This window comes from Pseudomonas sp. PSB18, assembly GCF_014596565.1.
In the GTDB taxonomy this organism is placed as follows: Bacteria; Pseudomonadota; Gammaproteobacteria; order Pseudomonadales; family Pseudomonadaceae; genus Aquipseudomonas.
Genome location: NZ_NOIN01000011.1, coordinates 97,096 through 114,795, shown reverse-complemented (window position 1 = coordinate 114,795; position 17,700 = coordinate 97,096). Strand labels below are relative to the sequence as shown.

The window sequence follows — 17,700 nt, the reverse complement described above, 5'->3', positions numbered from 1 at the left end:
TTCAGTCACGTTCCAGCACCACGACGCGCTGTCCGGCGCGCACCGCCGAACCGGGCTGGACGCGCACCTCGTGTACCACCCCGGCCACGGGTGCCAGCACCGGGATTTCCATCTTCATCGACTCCAGGATGACCAACACATCGCCGGCGGCTACCCGAGCGCCAACCTTCACCTGAACCTGCCAGAGATTGCCGGCGATGTGGCTGTCGACGCTCAGTTGACCGTCAGTCAGCTGCGCATCTTCACTCGGCGCGATAGCCGGCTCTTCACTGTCGAAGTGCGCCTGGCCACTGGCGATCCAACGCTCGCGCTCAGCGTCGAAGGCGCCTTGTTGCTGGTGGCGGAACGCGGCGATGCTGTCAGCTTCCTGGATCAGGAAATGCTGGTAGTCAGCGAGATTGAGCTGGCTCTGCTCGATCTCCAGGTCGAAGCGGCCCAGGGGGAAGTCCCGGCGGATGCGCAGCAGTTCATCGGCGCTGACCGGGTAGAAGCGGATCTGGTCGAAGAACCTCAGCAGCCAGGGTTTGCCGTCGAAGGCGGCGACGTCCCGATAACGATTCCACATCTGCAACGTGCGCCCGACGAACTGATAGCCGCCAGGCCCTTCCATGCCGTATACGCACATGTAGGCGCCGCCGATGCCCACCGAGTTTTCCGCGGTCCAGGTTCGGGCCGGGTTGTATTTGGTGGTCACCAGTCGATGTCGTGGGTCCAGTGGCGTGGCGACCGGTGCGCCGAGGTAGACGTCCCCGAGGCCCATCACCAGGTAGCTGGCGTCGAACACTGTGCGCTGCACTTCATCGAGGTTGGGCAGGTCGTTGATGCGCCGGATGAACTCCAGATTGCTCGGGCACCAGGGCGCGTCCTTGCGCACCGTGGTCATGTATTTCTCGATGGCCAACTGACAGGCCGGATCATCCCAGGACAGCGGCAGGTGGACGATGCGCGACGGCACTTGCAGGTCCTGGGCGGCGCACACTGCGTCCCATTCACCGACGATGAGGGGCAGCAGATCGGCCAGGGGTATTTGCTCGGGTTGGTAATGCACTTGCAGCGAGCGAATGCCTGGCGTCAGGTCGATCACGCCGGCAAGTTGCTTGTGTTCCAACGCCTGCATCAAGGCATGGGCGCGAAAGCGCAGCACCAGATCCAGTTCGGGGGCGCCGATTTCCAGCAGCAGGTGGGTGTCGCCGGCTAATCTCGCCACCATCCGGGTGTCGCCTTGGCCGATATCCAATACCACAGGCGACACGATCCCCTGTGGGAGCGAGCCTGCTCGCGATAGCGGCCTGACAGTCAATGATGCAATGACTGAAAGATCGCCTTCGCGAGCAGGTTCGCTCCCACACTGATCCCATTTCAGGGCCAGTGAGCGGGCGGTGGAGATATCCACCGGCACAAACCGCACCTTGTCTCCCGCCTTGAGTTGCCCCAACTGCCAGAGGTCCGCTTCGATCACTGTCACCGGGCAGACGAAACCGCCCAGGCTCGGGCCGTCGGGGCCAAGGATGACGGGCATGTCGCCGGTGAAGTCCACGGCGCCGATGGCGTAGGGGTTGTCATGGATATTGGAAGGGTGCAGCCCGGCCTCGCCACCGTCGGCACGGACCCATTCGGGTTTTGGCCCGATCAGGCGCACGCCGGTGCGGCTGGAGTTGAAGTGCACTTCCCAGGCCGTGTCGAAGAACGTCTGGATGTAGCGTTCGGTGAAATATTCGGGTGCGCCGTGGGGACCGTAGATCACGCGGATCTGCCGCACGCTTGGCAGTTCCAGGATCGGCGCGCGCGTTGGCGGCAGTGTCGCGTGCTCGTCCAGCGATTCCAGCGATGCCAGGTGCAACACGTCGCCGGTACACAACGCTCGTCCGCCGTGGCCGCCAAACTGGCCGAGGGTGAAGGTGCTTTTACTGCCCAGGTAATCCGGCACTTGCACGCCGCCTTGCAGGCACAGGTAACTGCGCGCCCCGGCGCCAAAGATGTTGCCGATCGCGAGGGTGGCGCCGGCAGCAATCGACAACGGTGTATTCATCGGCACCGCTTCGCCGTCGAGCGTGAGGGCAATCACCGCACCGGTCACCGCCACCCGGGCAGCGCAGTTGAAACGCAGCAGCGGCCCGTTCATGGTGATTTCCAATGCCGCCGCACCTTCTTCGTTGCCCAAGAGGCGATTGCCCAGGCGCAGGGAACGGCTGTCCATCGGCCCCGACGGCGGCACACCCACGGCCCAATAGCCGAGGCGGCCGGGATAGTCCTGGACGCTGGTCTGGGTGCCGGGGCTGAGCACTTCGACGGTGTTGGCGCGATAGACCAGCGCTTCCAGGCAGCGGGTCCAGGGCTGGCCGCTGGCAAACGGTGTGTCGAGGAGAATCTGTTGCAGGTATTGGCGGTTGGTCTCGACGCCGTACAGCAGGCTTTCGTCCAGTGCTTGATGCAAGCCCAGGCGTGCCTGCTCGCGGGTGGGCGCCCAACGAATGACCTTGGCGATCATCGGGTCGAAGTAGGGCGGGATCTGGCAACCGGCCTCGACCCAGGTGTCGATGCGCAGTGCTTTGCCGTCGGCCTGGGGAAATTCCACGGCGGTCAGCAGCCCCGGGCTTGGCTGGAAATCCCGACCGGGGTCCTCGGCATACAGGCGCGCCTGGATCGCGTGCCCCTCGGCTTTCAAACCTCGGCCCAGCTCGCTCAGTGGCGGTAAGTCACCGGCCGCCAGTTGCACCATCCAGCGCACCAGGTCCACGCCCCACACCTGCTCGGTGACGCCGTGCTCCACTTGCAGGCGGGTGTTCACTTCCAGGAAATAGAAGCGCCCTGCGTCGCTGTCGAACACGAACTCCACGGTGCCGGCGCTGCGGTAGTTCACGGCCTGGGCCAGTTGGATCGCCGCTGCGCAGAGTTCGTCGGCCATGCCCTCGGGCAGGTTCGGCGCCGGGGTTTCCTCGAGGACTTTCTGGTTGCGCCGTTGCACCGAGCAGTCGCGCACGCCCAGGGCGATCACCTGGCCCCGACCATCGCCGAATACCTGCACTTCAAGATGCCGCGCGCGTTCGATGTACTTTTCAATGAACACCCCGGCGTCGCTGAAGTTGTTCTGGCCCAGGCGCTTGACCGCTTCGAAGGATTCGCTCAGGTCGGCGGCGCTGCGACACACACGCATGCCGATGCCGCCGCCGCCCGCGGTACTTTTGAGCATCACCGGATAGCCGAGCTTTGTACCCGCCAAGAGCGCGGCGTCGAGGCTGTCGAGCAGTTCGGTGCCTTCGAGCAGTGGCACACCATGCCGGCGCGCCAAGTCGCGGGCGGTGTGCTTGAGACCGAACACACGCAGTTGCTCTGGCGTCGGACCGATGAAGGCAATCCCGGCAGCCTCGCAAGCTTCAGCGAAGGCGGCGTTTTCCGAGAGAAAGCCGTAGCCGGGGTGGATCGCGGTCGCGCCGCTGCTTCTAGCAACCGCCAGGAGCTTATCCACCGCCAGGTAAGTACCGGCCGCCGCGCCTTCGCCCAGGCAGTGGGCTTCATCGGCCTGGAGGATATGCAAGCTGGCGGCGTCGGCCTGGGAATACACCGCCACGCCCTTGACCTTCAGCTCACGCAAGGTCCGCAGGATACGGCAGGCGATGGCGCCACGGTTGGCGATCAGGATTTTTTCGAACATGGCATTACCCCTCAGGCATGCGTGCTGCCTGAACTGGGATGCGGGTCGTCCCGCAGTTTTCGATGGCCGCCGGGGTCGTCCCAGGTGGCAAACCTCCAAACATCACTGCGGCCCTTGTGGGAGCGAGCCTGCTCGCGAAAGCGGTGGTACATCCAACATCAATGTGACTGACAGACCGCTATCGCGAGCAGGCTCGCTCCCACAGGGGGGAGGAGGTGTGCATGAATCTGTGTTTACTTGATGCACTGCCCCGACCGGCTCTGGCACAACGCGAACAGCCAGCGGCGAAGGCGGGTGAGTTTCAGTTCCATATCAAAAGCTCCGCTGGCGTGGGGTTGTAGGCGTTGCACGGGTTGTTCAGTTGCGGGCAGTTGGAGATCAGGACGATCACGTCCATCTCGGCCCGCAGGTCGACATATTTGCCCGGCGCCGAGATCCCGTCTTCGAAGGTCAGGCCGCCATCGGCGGTGACCGGCACGTTCATGAAGAAGTTGATGTTCGGCCCGATGTCGCCCTTGCCCAGCCGACCGTCGTGGGCGCAGGCCCGCAGATAATTGTCGCGGCAGCTGTGCATGTAGCGTTTTTCCAGTGCATAGCGCACGGTGTTGCTTTCCTGGGCGCAGGCGCCGCCGAGGGTGTCGTGGCGCCCGCACGTGTCTTCGACGATGGTCAGCATCGGGTGGCCGAGGTTGGAATACAGCACGCTGCCGGTGCTCAGGTAAACGCAGTTCTGCCGGCGCAGGGTGCGCTGCACGTCATAGCGTTCCTTGGGGTTGGCCAGGCTGTAGAACAGCGTATCGATCGCCTGGTTGCCTTCCAGGTCGAGGATGCGCAGGGTCTGGCCCTTCTTGACCTCCACCAGCCAGGGTTCCCCGGCGGGGATGGTGGCGCGATAGATGGCGGCGTCAGGCTGCTTTTGTACGGTGGCGATGGCGAATGACATGGCGGCGATCCTCAGGCGAACAGGCGGTCGGTGTTGATGAAGCCGCGCTGGTTTTCCGGGCGCGAATGACGGCAGTGCTCGGCGACGCTGGCGTCGGCGTTCATCCAGCTGAGCTTGAGCGGTTGTGGCGCGTATTGCGGGTTCGGGTCCATCGGGTGTTGCAACGCGGTCAGTACCACCAGGGTGTCCATCGGGGCGTACAGCTCGATGTAATCACCGGCCTTGGAATGGCCTTCGACGAAGTGAAAGTGGCCGGCCTCATCGACGTTGACCCGGCTGAACAGGTTGAGGGTCATCAGCAGGTCGGACAGGCCCAACCCCCATTTGCCCAGCTCCACCAGCAGGTTGTCGGTGCCGTTGCGAAAGAACCCGTTGCGCAGCTCCTGATAGCGGCCCTGACCGTATTTTTCAGCGACTTCCTCGGCGCAGAGCACGCCGCCCAGGCTATCGCTCCAGCCGCAGGTGTCGGCGGTGATGGCCGCCAGCACCCGGCCCATGTCGGAGTAGAGGCAATGGCCGGCGGTGAGCTTGGCGGTGTGTTGGCATTTGAGGCTGTCGGGCAGGTTCAGGCGTTCGGTTTTTTCGTTGGCATTGAGCAATGTCAGGCTCACGTTGGCCCCGCCGCGCAGATCGGTCAGGCGCAGCAGTTGGCCGCGCTTGAGCACGAAGGAACGGTGGCCGCCGCCGGGCAGCAGTTCTTCGGTGAAAGGTGTAAACAATTGGGTCGAATCGGTCATGGCAAAAACTCCTTTCAAGCGATACGCAACGTACCGGCCAGTTCGGCGGGCAGGGCGTCGACGGCGGCACGGGCGGTGCGGCGGTCGCTGTTCAATGGAATGTCGTAGGTAATACGTGCGCCATAGGCGCCGGGGGCGTGCGGGTCGACACGGACCTTGTCGAACACCAGCAGGCGCGTGCCGAGGCTGAAACCTTCACTCAGGTCGTGGGTGACCATGAACACCGTCAGCCGGGTTTCTCGCCACAGCTCCAGCAACAGGCTGTGCATGTCTTTGCGAATGCCCGGGTCGAGGGCGCCGAAGGGCTCGTCCAGCAACAGGACACGCGGCTTCATGATCAGTGCCTGGGCGATCGCCAGCCGCTGTTGCATGCCCCCGGACAGTTGCGCCGGGTATTTATCCAGCGCATGGCCCAGGCCGACCTTGTCCAGCAGTTGCGCGGCGTCTTCGCGGGCCTGGCGCTTGGCGCTGCCGAACAGGCGGCCCAGCAGCGGCGAGCGCGGCAACTCCAGGCCCAGGGTCACGTTGTCCAGCACGCTCAGGTGCGGGAACACCGAATAACGCTGGAACACCACGCCCCGGCTGGCATCCGGTTCGCCGGCCAAGGGCTCGCCGTCCAGTAGAATCTGTCCGCGGCTGGCGCGTTCCTGGCCCAGCAGCAGACGCAGGAAGGTCGACTTGCCGCAACCCGAAGCGCCCACCAGGGTGCAGAACTCACCCTCGGCGACCTTCAGGTTCAAACGCTCCAGTACCACCTGATCGGCGTACTGTTGCCAGACATTGTTCACCGTAATGAAGCTCATGCCTTCGCCCCCTCGTACCAGGGGAACGCTTGCCGGGTCAGGCGCTTGAGGCCCCAGTCCATCAGCCAGGCGAGCAGGGTGATCCACACCACGTACGGCAGGATCACGTCCATCGCCAGGTAACGACGCACCAGGAAAATCCGATAGCCCAGTCCATCCGTGGAGGCAATGGCTTCGGCGGCGATCAGAAACAGCCAGGCCGAACCCAGCATCAGCCGCAGGGAAATCAACAGGCGCGGCAGCAGTTGCGGCAGCACCACCCGCAGCATCAGCGTCCAGGTCGACGCGCCGAGGGTCTGGGCCTTGATCAGCAGTTCGGATGGAATTTCCCGGGCGCGTTGTTCCAGGTCGCGGGCCAGGCACGGTGTAATACCAATCACGATCAGCATCACTTTCGACAGTTCTCCCAGGCCGAAGACGATGAACAGGATCGGCAGGATGGCCAGCGGCGGCACCATCGACAGCACGGTGAGCAACGGCGATAACGGTGCGCCAAACAGTGGCAGCGTCCCGGCAGCCATGCCCAGGCATAACCCGGCCAGGGCGCTGATGCCCAGACCGATGGCCAACCGGCGCAGGCTCGACGCGGTGTCTTGCCAGAGCAGGTATTCGCCACTGCGGGCATCTGGTGTGAAGGCCAGGCGTTCGACCGCATCGGCCATTTGCACGGCACTGGGCAGCAGCTTGTCGTTGGGGTTGTCCGTCAACCGTTCGGCCGAGCCCATGAAGTAGGCGAACAACACCAGCGCGAATGGCAGGATCACCAGCAACAAGCGGCTGGGACGATCCGGGTAGCGGTTGATCAGGCGCATGCCAGGTCCTCCGGTTTACAGCTTGGCGTCGGCGGCCAGCCGTACGTAGGTCGGGTCGAAGCGCAGCTTGAGGTTGGCCTTGTCGCCGCGGGTCACGCCATTGGCGAACGTCATGCCAACCGCGTCGGTGCTCTTGGCGCCTTCGCCCAACAAGCCGTGCTGGAACGAGAACTCGGCCACTTTGCCCATGGTGGCGGGCAGTTGCTCGCTGGTGGCGAAGCTCAGGGCTTCCTTGGGCGTGGCGAACAGCTTGGTGGTGTCCAGTTGCGCCTGGAAGCCGGTCAGGTCAGTGCCCGAGGCTTTGGCCATGTGCTCCAGCGCTGCCTTGCTGCCGGCGTTTTTCTCGTTCATCAGGGCGACCACTTCAAACCAGGCGCCGGTCAACGCTTTACCCAGGGCTGGGTTGTCCTGGAGGGTCTGGGTGTTGACCACCATCATGTCCATGATTTCGCCGGGGACCTGACTGGAATTGAACACTTCGCTCACGCCTGGCTGGGATTTGATGTCCGAGAGCATCGGGTTCCAGGTGGTGACGGCCTTGACCTGGTCGGTGTTGAAGGCGGCGGAAATATCGGCGTCGGAGGTGTTGACGACTTTCAGGTCTTTCTCGGCGAGGCCAACGGAATCCAGGGCGCGTGCCAGTAGATAATGGGACACCGACAGTTCCACCAGATTGACGTTCATGCCCTTGAGGTCGGCGACTTTCTTGCCTTCGCCCTTGAGGACGATGCCGTCGTTGCCGTTGGAGAAATCACTGACGATCAGCGCCGTGCTGTCCACGCCACCGGCTGCGGGAATGGTCAGGGCGTCCATATTGGTCATGGTGCAGCCGTCGAACTGACCGGCGGTGTACTGGTTGATGGATTCGACGTAATCGTTGAGCTGCACGACATCGATCTTGATGCCGTATTTTTTTGCCCATTTATCGACGATGCCTTGGCTACCGGCGTATTCCCAGGGCATCCAGCCGGCGTAAATGGTCCAGCAGACGCTGAAATGGTCTTTCTGGGCGGCGATGGACGAGAAGCTCGCGAGGGCCGAAAGGGCGGCGAGGAGCAGGGCGGACAGACGAAGCTTGAGCATGGTGGTTCTCCAGTTGATCAAGGGCGGACAGGAGCAACGCGGCACCGCGAACGGTGGCTTGTCTCCCGGGCTTTTGTCCCGCCGTGTAACCTCAACTGGAGGTCGCCAACTCTCGGACCAGCCACTCGCCAGAAGCGAGCCGGAACCCTAGTCAGCCATTGCAAATTGTAGTGCCGCGAACCTGTGATGACTCCTGCACGGAATTGTTAAAGCGAGAGCCGTGCCAATTCGGGCAAAGGCCCGGGCTAGAGAGAGCGGGTGGTGAGGAGGGAGGCTTGAGGGCGGATTTGTGCGTGCTTGTGGTGCCGTCGCGCACCGGAAGAGGGCGACGAGCGACATGTTTCCAGTTGTTGCCACATCGCACCAGATTCCGATTTTGCTGTCTGAATATGCGTCAGTCACACAATGTTGACTGCCGCCCATCAGCGTCGCTGATGTGGCCCATCCGCGGTCCAGGAGGCCGCCATGTATCGACGATTGCTGCTCATTGCGTTTCTCGGTTTGACTCTTTCGGCATGCGTGCCCTACTACGACGGAGACTCGAGCTATTACCGTTCCGAGGTCTACACCTCACCGGCGCCGGTCTATTACGGCGGTGGGAGTTACTACTCGGCGCCGCGCTACTATTCGGCACCGAGGTATTACCAACCGGCGCCACGCTATTATCCGGCACCGCGCTACTACCAACCCGGCCCTCGCTACTATTCACCACCGCGGGCGGCCTATCGGTCTTATCCGAGTCGGGGCGGCTGGGACGGCCGTGATCGGGGGGGTTGGGATGATAATCGGCATGGCGGGCGTGATCATCGAGGACGGGGCGATCACGATGGACGGGGCGGTCGCCGCTGATCTCCAGATAATTGAAAGCGGCGCATCGAGCGCCGCTTTTTTTCGTCTGCAACAAACCCTGTGGGAGCGAGCCTGCTCGCGATAGCGTCGGGTCAGTAGCATCAAAGTTGGCTGGCACGCCGCTATCGCGAGCAGGCTCGCTCCCACAGGGCTTTTCATTCAGGACTTCTACTCGTTGGCCAGATCCGCCAGCGGATGCCGACCTTCCCAGGCCTTGTGGAAGTGCGCCTCCACCGCCGCTTCCGGCACATGGTTGATGTCCGGCCAGTGCCAGCGGGGTTTCTGGTCCTTGTCGATCAACCGGGCTCGCACCCCTTCGCTGAACTCAGGATGCCGGCAGCAGTTGAGACTGAGTGTGTATTCCATGCGGAACACGCCGGCCAAGGACAAATGGCTGGCTCGGGCGATCTGTTCCCAGACCAGATGGGCGGTCAGCGGTGAACCTTCGGTCATGGTCCTGGCGGCCCGGGCGATCAGCGGGTCCGGATGGTCCACCAGCAAGCTGAGGGCCTTCCAGGCGCAGCGCACGTCGCTGACATCCAGCCATTCGTCGATTTGCGGTCGACGTGGCAACCATTGGGCTTCGGGTAATCGGTCGAGGGCTTCGCGCTGCAAGGCCTTGAGCAGGCTGTTGAGTTGCATGTCGGTCTGTTCCTGCCAGTTGAGCTGCAGCAGGCCTTCGATCAGGTCGTCCTGTTGTTCATCCAGCAAAAAACGGTCGGCCAGGTCCAGGTCGATGGCATCCCGGGCGTTCATGTGGGCGCCGGTCAGGCCGAGAAACAGTCCGAGCTTGCCCGGCAGGCGCGACAGGAACCAACTGGCGCCGACGTCCGGGTACAGGCCGATGCTGATCTCCGGCATCGCCAGGCGACTGCTCGGTGTGACGATCCGGGTGCTTGCGCCCTGCAACAGGCCCATGCCGCCGCCGAGCACATAACCATGGCCCCAGCACACCAAAGGCTTGGGGTAAGTGTGCAAGTTGAAGTCCAGGCGATATTCCGCCGCGAAGAATTGCGCCGCCAATGGCGGCACTTCACCGGGATGGGCCCGGCAGGCTTCCACCAGGCTGCGTACTTCGCCGCCCGCGCAGAAGGCCTTGGCGCCGTTGCCACGCAGTAATACACAAACGATTTGCGGTTCCCGGGCCCAGGCATCGAGACGATCGCGCAAGGCGTTGATCATCGGCAAGGACAGGGCATTCAAGGATTTTTCGGCGTCCAGGGTGGCGATACCGATGCGGGCTCCAGTGGTGCCCGTGAGTTCTTCGAAGTGCAGATTCATCGTGACCTCGATCAGAAATTGAATATTCAGTATGAACGCTGCGTGGGAAAGTGCCGGTTCTGCGTCAGATCAATTGACAAGCCATGTAGGCTTTCCTAGGGTGCGCCCATTGTTTTTACCGGGTGCAATCATGACTGCTGACGACCGTATCAAACTCGAACCGAGCTGGAAGCAGGCGCTGCGTGCCGAGTTCGACCAGCCCTACATGGCAGAGTTGCGCGAATTCCTGCGACAGGAGTACGCCGCTGGCAAGGAGATCTATCCACCGGCCTCGTTGATTTTCAATGCCCTCAATTCCACACCGTTGGACAAGGTCAAGGTCGTGATCCTCGGGCAAGACCCCTATCATGGGCCGGGCCAGGCCCATGGCCTATGCTTTTCGGTGCAGCCGGGCGTCCCGGCGCCGCCGTCGCTGGTGAATATCTTCAAGGAATTGAAGCGCGACCTGAACATCGACATCCCCAACCACGGTTATCTGCAAAGCTGGGCCGACCAAGGCGTGTTGCTGCTCAATACCACCATGACCGTGGAGCGCGCCAATGCCAACGCCCATGCGGGCAAGGGCTGGCAGCATTTTACCGACCGGGTCATCGAAGTGGTCAGCGCCCATCAGCCGCATCTGGTGTTCCTGCTATGGGGCGCCCATGCCCAGAGCAAGCAGAAGCTGATCGACGCCACCAAGCACCTGGTACTGACCTCGGTCCACCCATCGCCGCTGTCGGCTTATCGGGGCTTCCTGGGATGCGGGCATTTCAGCCGGACCAACAAGTTTCTGGAACAACACGGCGAGGCGCCGATCGACTGGCGGTTGCCGCCGGTTTAAGTGTTCGGCAATGCGGGCCTCATCGCGAGCAGGCTCGCTCCCACAGAGGATCCGCGGTGCTGGCACGGATCCATGTGGGGGCGAGCCTGCTCGCGATGAAAGCGCCACGGACGATCAGACGGAACCCGGTCGTCGCATCCAATACCTGAACAACGGCTCCGCCAGAAACAACACGAACAACAGTCGCATCACCTGCAATGCCGTCACCAGCGGTACCGACAATTGCAGCGTCTCCGCTGTCAGGCTCATTTCCGCGATGCCACCGGGCATCATGCCGAGGGTCAGTGAACGCAGGTCCAGACGGGTCAGCATGCTCAGGCCCAAGGCCGCGAGGGTGGCGATCAGCATCGTCAACACCGTGCCGATCAAGGTGCGCCCCATGAACGAGGGCGCCCGGCGAAAGAATTGCCGGTTGAAATGACAACCCAGGCCGCTGCCGATCAGCCACTGGCCAATCTGGCTGCCGCCATGGGGCAAGCCGATGTGCAGGTCCCAACCGATACTGACCGCCGCACTTACCAACAGCGGCCCGAACAGCCACGGGTTGGGTTGGCGCAGGCGTTCCCAGACCCAGGCGAGCAGGGCGCCCGCCGGGAACAACAGCACCAGCCACAACCAATCCACGGTGGTGGCGTGCTGCACCGGAGCGCCTTCGCCCAACAGGTATTTGAAGGCTGCGGGCACGCACAGCACCACCACCAGGACCCGCAAGCTCTGTCCCGCGGCGACGCGGCTGAGGTCCGCACCATTGCGCGAACCAAGGTTGACCATTTCGCCGGAACCGCCCGGCATGCTGGAGAAGAAAGCGGTGGCGCGGTCTTCGCCGGTGCGGCGCATCAGCCACACACTCACCACGCTGGACACGCTGGTGATCAGCGCGCCGAAAAAGATCAGGCCGAAGTGGCCCAGGACCTGCTCCATCACCAGTGGGGTGAAGTGCAGGCCAATACCGATGCCCACGATCCATTGGCCGCATTTACGGCCGCCGGGGATTTCCTGCAGTTGCCATGGCGTCAGGCAGCGCACCAGGATGATCGCCAGCAACGAGCCGACCATCCAGGGCAAAGGCCAGCCGATCAGGCTGGCCAGATAACCGCCGGTCAGACCGACCAGCGGTGTTCCCCACCATTGTCTGAAGGTTGTTTCAGACATCGGCCACGGCACGTCGTTGGGCGGCGCGGCGACGCCAGATCCGCAGCAGTGGCATGACCAGCATGATCGCCGTCAGGATCCAGCAGCCAAAGGTGATCGGGCTTGACCAGAGGATCTCCAGCGCACCGTTGGAAATCGACAGCGCACGCCGCAGGTTCTGCTCCATCAGACCGCCGAGGATGAAACCCAGCAGCACTGGCGACAGCGGGAAGTCCAGCTTGCGCAGGATGTACCCAAAGATGCCGATGCCGGTCATCAGGAACAGGTCGAACGTGGTGGCGTGCACCGCGTAGACACCGATGCCGGTAATGATGGCGATGACTGGCACCAGTGCCCAGTTCGGTACTGCCAGGATACGGGTGAACACGCGGATCATCGGAATGTTGAGGATCACCAGCATGATGTTGGCCACGAACAACGACGCGATCAGGCCCCAGACGATGTCCGGTTGCTGTTGGAACAACAGTGGACCGGGGGTGATGTTGTACAGCGACAGCGCGCCGATCATCACCGCCGTGGTGCCCGAACCGGGAACGCCGAGGGTCAGCATCGGTACCAATGCGCCGCAGGCAGCACCACCGATGGCGGTTTCCGGCGCGGCGAGGCCACGCTTGTCGCCCTGGCCGAAGGTACCGCTGGCGCCGGCGATGCGCTTCTCGGTCATGTAGGCCACGGCACTGGCCAGGGTTGCGCCAGCACCCGGCAGTACACCCATGATGAAACCAAGCACGCCGCAACGCAGGTTCACGACGAACACCGAGGCGGCTTCCTTGAAGTTGAACATCATCCGTCCGGTGGCTTGCACCGCTTCCTGGCCGCGATGGGTTTTTTCCAGCATCAACAGGATTTCGCTGACGGAGAACAGACCCAGTACCAGCACGACGAACTGGATGCCGTCGGCCAGGTGGACGCTGTCACCGGTGAAGCGGTACACGCCGCTGTTGGCATCGATCCCGACAGAAGACAGGAACAGACCGATCAACGCCGCGATAAACGTCTTGAGCGGGCGGTCGCCGGCCATGCCGCCGAGGCAGACGATGGCGAATACCATCAGGACGAAATATTCCGCCGGTCCGAAGGCAATTGCCCATTTGGCCAACAGCGGGGCGAACAGCACCATGCCGCAGGTGGCAATGAACGCGCCGATGAACGAGCTCCACGCCGACAGCGACAACGCTACCCCAGCCAGGCCCTGGCGGGCCATCGGGTAGCCGTCTAGGGTGGTCATCACGGTGGAGGCTTCCCCCGGGATGTTGAGCAGGATCGAGCTGATGCGCCCGCCGTATTCGCAACCCAGGTACACCGCTGCCAGCAGGATCAGCGCCGATTCCGGCGGCAGGCCCAGGGCAAACGCAATCGGGATCAGCAGGGCCACGCCGTTGATCGGACCCAGGCCGGGCAGCAGGCCGACCACAGTGCCGATCAGCGTGCCGGTCAGCGCCGTGACGAGGTTATAAGGCGTCAGCGCGACACCGAAACCCTGGCCGAGATAATTCAGGGTATCCATATCAATTCTCCAGGACGTCGAGCAGGCCCAAGGGCAGCGGCACGTCCATCAGCTTGTCGAACAACAGATAAAGACCGATGGCCATCAGGCAGATGATCACCACGCTCGGCACCCAGCGGCCGCCATACAGGCGAGCCATCGGTACCCCGATCAGGATGCTGGAGAGGATGAAGCCCAAGGGCTCGAAGGTTCCGGCGAATACCAGTAACAGCACCACGCAGATGCCGATCTTTTGCAGGGTTTCACGGTCCAGTTGCGGTTCGTCTTCGCTGTGCACGATGGGAACAGGGCGGAACACCATGTACAGCAGTGCCAGGCCCATCAGTCCCAGCATCAGCAAGGGAAAGGCACGTGGGCCCACGGGTTCGTAGGAAAAAGCGGCCTGGTACGGCCAAGCCATCAGCGCGAGGCCAATACAGACCAGCAACAGCACCGCGGCAAAAATACGTTGGAGGGTGAGCATGACTAACTCCTGGGCAGCGCCGGGGAAACCGACGCCACCGCGAGAACAGAGACGGTTACTGGATCAGGCCGAACTCTTTGGCCAGCACCTTGTAATCGGCCACTTGCTTCTTCACGTAGGTGTCCAGTTCCGGGCCAGTCATGGCGAACGGGAACAGTTCGCGCTGGTCACGCAGCTTGGCGAACTCTTCGGAAGCCAGCAGCTTGTCGAACGCGTCTTTCCACCAGGCGTAGTCTTCGTCACTCACCTTCGGCCCCAGGTAGAAGCCGCGCACCACCGGCCACAGGATGTCGTAGCCTTGCTCGCGAGCGGTGGGGATGTCCTTCATTTCCGGCTCGTCCAGGCGTTTCTCGGCGAACACCGCCAGCAGGCGCATGTCACCGCTCAGGATGTGGGGCATGGAGTCGGAAATGTCGGTGCTGCCCACCTGGATGTGACCGCCCAGCAGGGCAGTGGCAATCTCTCCGCCGCCTTCGAGCGCCACGTAGCGCAATTTGCGTGGATCGATACCTGCAGCCTTGGCGATCAGTGCGGTTTGCATCCAGTCCTGGCTGCCGACGGTACCGCCGGAACCGATGACGACGGATCCAGGATCTTTCTTCAGGGCCTGTACCAGATCGTCGAGGTTCTTGTAGGGCGAATCGCTTTTTACTGCGATGGCGCCGTAGCTGGTGCCCACGGCTGCCAGCCAGCGCACGTTGGTTTCGTCGAAACGACCGAACTTGCCTTGTGCCAGGTTCAGCAATGAGCCACTGGACCAGGCCACCAACGTGCCGGCGTCCGCCGGACGTTGCGCGACCACGGCGTTGTAGGCCACCGCGCCGACACCGCCAGGCATGTAGGTGACACGCATCGGCTTGGTCAACAGCTTCTGGTTCACCAGCGCGCTTTGCGCCAGCTTGCAGGTCAGGTCAAAACCACCGCCGGGCGCTGCGGGAGCGATGCACTCCGGGCGTTTCGGTTCGGCGAGCAACTGTCCGGTGAACATGAGGCATCCGACGGCCAGGGCTACTTTACGCATTGATAGGTTCATTCTCGTCTCCACGGGAGTTGTTATTGTGTGTTGCAGTCGTTGTGCTGCCGAACCCTTTGGATCGGGCAACAGGTCCATCGCAGGAACATGAATCTATAGCTGAGCCACCGGTATACGTCCGGGCATTCGCTGGCGGCACTGGCCACGAGGGGGCGGGTTGGGGCGGGAAAAGCGAGCAGGCATCGGCGCCTGGGGCTGCATGGACAGCATGGGGATACTCCGCTTTATTGTTCTTATGTGAAAACGCATCGGGGCGTTTCTCGTTCGCGATTGTGTTTGGCGATCGGCAGTCGAAACTGTCCGTGAGAGGACTCTAATGGCTCAACCTTTCGCTAACCTTTCAAAAGCTTTCAGGATGTTTTTAGGCTTCACAGCAGCGGATGCGGCTGTAAACTCCGCGCCATTGAATGGCGCCGACCGTTCCTGAATCGAGGAAAAAACATGCGTGTTCTGCTCGTCGAAGACCATTTGCAGCTCGCCGAAAGCGTTGCCCAAGCGCTCAAGAGCACCGGTTTGACGGTGGATGTGTTGCACGACGGGGTGGCCGCCGACCTGGCGCTGAGCAGTGAGGAATACGCCGTGGCAGTACTCGATGTCGGGCTGCCGCGCATGGACGGCTTTGAAGTGCTGGCGCGCCTGCGGGCCCGGGGCAAGACCTTGCCGGTGTTGATGCTGACGGCTCGCAGTGACGTCAAGGACCGGGTGCATGGTCTCAACCTCGGCGCCGACGATTACCTGGCCAAGCCCTTCGAGCTCACTGAGCTTGAGGCCCGGGTCAAGGCACTGTTGCGGCGCAGCGTACTGGGCGGCGAGCGCCAGCAACGTTGTGGCGGACTGATCTACGACCTGGACACCCGGCGCTTTACCCTCGACGACGAACTATTGACCCTGACGTCCCGCGAGCAAGCCGTGTTGGAGGCGTTGATCGCGCGGCCGGGGCGGGTGATGAGCAAGGAGCAACTCGCCGCCCAGGTGTTCGGCCTGGACGAGGAAGCCAGCCCCGATGCGATTGAAATCTACGTTCACCGCCTGCGCAAGAAACTCGATGGGCATGCCGTGGCGATCGTGACATTCAGGGGTTTGGGTTATCTGCTGGAAACCCGCGATGCATAAACCCGACAGCCTGCGCTGGCGACTGCTGCGCAACCTGGCGTTGCTGCTGGTGGTATTGATGCTGGCCAGCGGCCTGAGTGCCTATTGGAACGGTCGCGAGGCCGCGGACACTGCCTATGACCGGACGTTGCTGGCCTCGGCCCGGACCATCGCCGCCGGTCTGTCGCAACGCGACGGCAGCCTCAGCGCGGATGTGCCCTACGTGGCCCTGGATACCTTCGCCTACGACAGTGCCGGTCGCATCTATTACCAGGTCAACGACATCAACAAGAAACTGATCTCCGGCTACGAGAACCTCCCCGGCCCGCCACCCGGCACACCGCGCACGGACGATTACCCGGCCCTGGCGCGCTTCTACAACGCCCGCTATCAGGGCCAGGATGTGCGGGTGGTGAGCCTGCTCAAGGCCGTGAGCGAGCCGAACATGAACGGCATGGCGGAAATCCGTGTGGCGGAAACCGAGGAGGCCCGCGTCAGCATGGCCCGCGGCCTGATGGCTGACACGCTGTTGCGCCTGGGCATGCTGGCCGTGGGCGCCCTGTTGTTGGTGTGGTTCGCGGTCAGCGCGGCGTTGCGTCCGCTGGAGCGCTTGCGTACGGCGGTGGAAGAACGCCAGTCGGACGATCTACGGCCGTTGCCACTGGTGGAGGTGCAGCACGAGTTATGGCCTCTGGTGCGGGCCCTCAACCACTTTACCGAGCGTTTGCGTGGGCAGTTCGAGCGCCAAGCGCAATTCATCGCCGACGCCGCCCATGAACTGCGCACGCCCCTGGCTGCGCTCAAGGCGCGGCTTGAACTGGGGTTGCGCGCCAATGAGCCGGCAACCTGGCGGGAAACCCTGGAAACCGCGGCCCAGGGCACTGACCGGCTGACGCATCTGGCCAACCAGCTGCTGTCCATGGCACGGGTGGAGAACGGTGCGCGGGCCATTGCCGAAGGAGGCGCGCAGTTGCTGGATCTCAGCCAGTTGGCCCGTGAGTTGGGCATGGCCATGGCGCCGCTGGCTCATGCGCGGGGCGTGGCATTGGCCCTGGAGGCCGACGAGCCTGTGTGGCTGCGAGGTGAACCCACCTTGCTGAACGAGCTGTTGAGCAATCTGGTGGACAATGCCCTGGCCCATACGCCCTCGGGCGGCAACGTGATTCTGCGGGTCGCCGCGCCGGCGGTGCTGGAGGTCGAGGACGACGGCCCCGGCATTCCATTGCACGAGCGCGACCGTGTCTTCGAACGTTTCTACCGGCGCAACCAGCAAGTCGCCGGCTCTGGCCTGGGTTTGGCCATCGTCGGAGAAATCTGCCGCGCCCACCTGGCCCAGATCAGCCTGCATGACGGGCTGGAGGGTGGGTTGAAGGTGCGGGTGAGTTTTATCCCAGGCTCAGACTGATCCTGAAGCGAACCCGGTTGTGGCGAGGGGATTATCTGTGGCGAGGGGATTTATCCCCGCTGGGC

The 17,700-nt window shown here is 62.9% G+C and carries 15 protein-coding genes and 1 riboswitch; of the genes, 4 read left to right on the top strand and 11 right to left on the bottom strand.

The window, feature by feature from the left end:
* Position 1: 1 nt before the first annotated feature.
* The 6 genes from uca to CGA22_RS22720 form a co-directional block, all read right to left on the bottom strand.
* Positions 2-3,652, bottom strand: coding sequence for an urea carboxylase (uca, locus tag CGA22_RS22745; RefSeq protein ID WP_188258713.1), 3,651 nt, complete (start codon positions 3,650-3,652; stop codon positions 2-4).
* A 301-nt stretch (positions 3,653-3,953) separates the two neighbouring features.
* Positions 3,954-4,595: an urea amidolyase associated protein UAAP2 gene (locus CGA22_RS22740; RefSeq protein ID WP_041021090.1), complete on the bottom strand. Its 642-nt coding sequence runs from the start codon at positions 4,593-4,595 to the stop codon at positions 3,954-3,956.
* Positions 4,596-4,606: 11 nt separating this feature from the next.
* A complete protein-coding gene (locus CGA22_RS22735) occupies positions 4,607-5,332 on the bottom strand; it encodes an urea amidolyase associated protein UAAP1 (protein ID WP_188258712.1) in 726 nt (241 codons plus the stop codon).
* Between the two features lie 14 nt (positions 5,333-5,346).
* Complete coding sequence (locus CGA22_RS22730) at positions 5,347-6,135, bottom strand: ABC transporter ATP-binding protein (protein WP_041021089.1); 789 nt, start codon at positions 6,133-6,135, stop codon at positions 5,347-5,349.
* Positions 6,132-6,947 (bottom strand): ABC transporter permease, encoded by an 816-nt coding sequence (locus CGA22_RS22725; protein ID WP_041021088.1) that lies wholly within the window; start codon positions 6,945-6,947, stop codon positions 6,132-6,134. Before CGA22_RS22725 ends, CGA22_RS22730 begins: the two co-directional genes overlap by 4 nt.
* A 15-nt stretch (positions 6,948-6,962) precedes the next feature.
* Entirely contained in the window at positions 6,963-8,030 is a 1,068-nt protein-coding gene (locus tag CGA22_RS22720) for a putative urea ABC transporter substrate-binding protein (protein ID WP_041021087.1), read from the bottom strand.
* A 60-nt stretch (positions 8,031-8,090) separates the two neighbouring features.
* Positions 8,091-8,192, bottom strand: a riboswitch (guanidine-I (ykkC/yxkD leader).
* Between the two features lie 303 nt (positions 8,193-8,495).
* Here CGA22_RS22720 and CGA22_RS22715 point away from each other — a divergent pair.
* Positions 8,496-8,879, top strand: coding sequence for a hypothetical protein (locus CGA22_RS22715; protein ID WP_084213711.1), 384 nt, complete (start codon positions 8,496-8,498; stop codon positions 8,877-8,879).
* A 168-nt stretch (positions 8,880-9,047) separates the two neighbouring features.
* Here the strand turns inward: CGA22_RS22715 and CGA22_RS22710 are convergent, their stop codons facing one another.
* Positions 9,048-10,160, bottom strand: a complete 1,113-nt coding sequence (locus tag CGA22_RS22710; protein ID WP_041020829.1) for an enoyl-CoA hydratase/isomerase family protein — start codon at positions 10,158-10,160, stop codon at positions 9,048-9,050.
* Positions 10,161-10,287: 127 nt separating this feature from the next.
* On the opposite strand from CGA22_RS22710, the gene ung reads away from it, so the two are divergent.
* Positions 10,288-10,983, top strand: coding sequence for a uracil-DNA glycosylase (ung, locus tag CGA22_RS22705; RefSeq protein ID WP_162843645.1), 696 nt, complete (start codon positions 10,288-10,290; stop codon positions 10,981-10,983).
* A 114-nt stretch (positions 10,984-11,097) separates the two neighbouring features.
* Here the strand turns inward: ung and CGA22_RS22700 are convergent, their stop codons facing one another.
* The 4 genes from CGA22_RS22700 to CGA22_RS22685 are packed head-to-tail and all read right to left on the bottom strand — an operon-like array spanning position 11,098 to position 15,138.
* Positions 11,098-12,135, bottom strand: coding sequence for an AbrB family transcriptional regulator (locus tag CGA22_RS22700; protein ID WP_041020827.1), 1,038 nt, complete (start codon positions 12,133-12,135; stop codon positions 11,098-11,100).
* The gene (locus CGA22_RS22695; RefSeq protein ID WP_041020826.1) at positions 12,128-13,642 is read right to left on the bottom strand and encodes a tripartite tricarboxylate transporter permease; all 1,515 of its coding nucleotides are present in this window, start codon (positions 13,640-13,642) and stop codon (positions 12,128-12,130) included. The genes CGA22_RS22700 and CGA22_RS22695 overlap by 8 nt, the downstream gene beginning before the upstream one ends.
* 1 nt (position 13,643) lies before the next feature.
* Positions 13,644-14,105 carry a tripartite tricarboxylate transporter TctB family protein gene (locus CGA22_RS22690; protein WP_041020825.1) on the bottom strand — a complete coding sequence of 154 codons (462 nt, stop codon included), beginning with the start codon at positions 14,103-14,105 and terminating at the stop codon, positions 13,644-13,646.
* Between the two features lie 55 nt (positions 14,106-14,160).
* Positions 14,161-15,138 (bottom strand): Bug family tripartite tricarboxylate transporter substrate binding protein, encoded by a 978-nt coding sequence (locus CGA22_RS22685; RefSeq protein WP_041020824.1) that lies wholly within the window; start codon positions 15,136-15,138, stop codon positions 14,161-14,163.
* Between the two features lie 441 nt (positions 15,139-15,579).
* Between CGA22_RS22685 and CGA22_RS22680 the strand changes: the two genes are divergently transcribed.
* Positions 15,580-16,251, top strand: coding sequence for a response regulator (locus CGA22_RS22680; protein ID WP_041020823.1), 672 nt, complete (start codon positions 15,580-15,582; stop codon positions 16,249-16,251).
* Positions 16,244-17,635: a sensor histidine kinase gene (locus CGA22_RS22675; RefSeq protein WP_041020822.1), complete on the top strand. Its 1,392-nt coding sequence runs from the start codon at positions 16,244-16,246 to the stop codon at positions 17,633-17,635. Before CGA22_RS22680 ends, CGA22_RS22675 begins: the two co-directional genes overlap by 8 nt.
* Positions 17,636-17,700 lie beyond the last annotated feature (65 nt).

What these genes read in the sequence shown, in the direction of transcription:
- uca (WP_188258713.1), bottom strand. Translation starts at nt 3,652, where the DNA reads ATGTTCGAAAAAATCCTGATCGCCAACCGTGGCGCCATCGCCTGCCGT.
- CGA22_RS22740 (WP_041021090.1), bottom strand. Translation starts at nt 4,595, where the DNA reads ATGTCATTCGCCATCGCCACCGTACAAAAGCAGCCTGACGCCGCCATC.
- CGA22_RS22735 (WP_188258712.1), bottom strand. Translation starts at nt 5,332, where the DNA reads ATGACCGATTCGACCCAATTGTTTACACCTTTCACCGAAGAACTGCTG.
- CGA22_RS22730 (WP_041021089.1), bottom strand. Translation starts at nt 6,135, where the DNA reads ATGAGCTTCATTACGGTGAACAATGTCTGGCAACAGTACGCCGATCAG.
- CGA22_RS22725 (WP_041021088.1), bottom strand. Translation starts at nt 6,947, where the DNA reads ATGCGCCTGATCAACCGCTACCCGGATCGTCCCAGCCGCTTGTTGCTG.
- CGA22_RS22720 (WP_041021087.1), bottom strand. Translation starts at nt 8,030, where the DNA reads ATGCTCAAGCTTCGTCTGTCCGCCCTGCTCCTCGCCGCCCTTTCGGCC.
- CGA22_RS22715 (WP_084213711.1), top strand. Translation starts at nt 8,496, where the DNA reads ATGTATCGACGATTGCTGCTCATTGCGTTTCTCGGTTTGACTCTTTCG.
- CGA22_RS22710 (WP_041020829.1), bottom strand. Translation starts at nt 10,160, where the DNA reads ATGAATCTGCACTTCGAAGAACTCACGGGCACCACTGGAGCCCGCATC.
- CGA22_RS22700 (WP_041020827.1), bottom strand. Translation starts at nt 12,135, where the DNA reads ATGTCTGAAACAACCTTCAGACAATGGTGGGGAACACCGCTGGTCGGT.
- CGA22_RS22695 (WP_041020826.1), bottom strand. Translation starts at nt 13,642, where the DNA reads ATGGATACCCTGAATTATCTCGGCCAGGGTTTCGGTGTCGCGCTGACG.
- CGA22_RS22690 (WP_041020825.1), bottom strand. Translation starts at nt 14,105, where the DNA reads ATGCTCACCCTCCAACGTATTTTTGCCGCGGTGCTGTTGCTGGTCTGT.
- CGA22_RS22685 (WP_041020824.1), bottom strand. Translation starts at nt 15,138, where the DNA reads ATGAACCTATCAATGCGTAAAGTAGCCCTGGCCGTCGGATGCCTCATG.
- CGA22_RS22680 (WP_041020823.1), top strand. Translation starts at nt 15,580, where the DNA reads ATGCGTGTTCTGCTCGTCGAAGACCATTTGCAGCTCGCCGAAAGCGTT.
- CGA22_RS22675 (WP_041020822.1), top strand. Translation starts at nt 16,244, where the DNA reads ATGCATAAACCCGACAGCCTGCGCTGGCGACTGCTGCGCAACCTGGCG.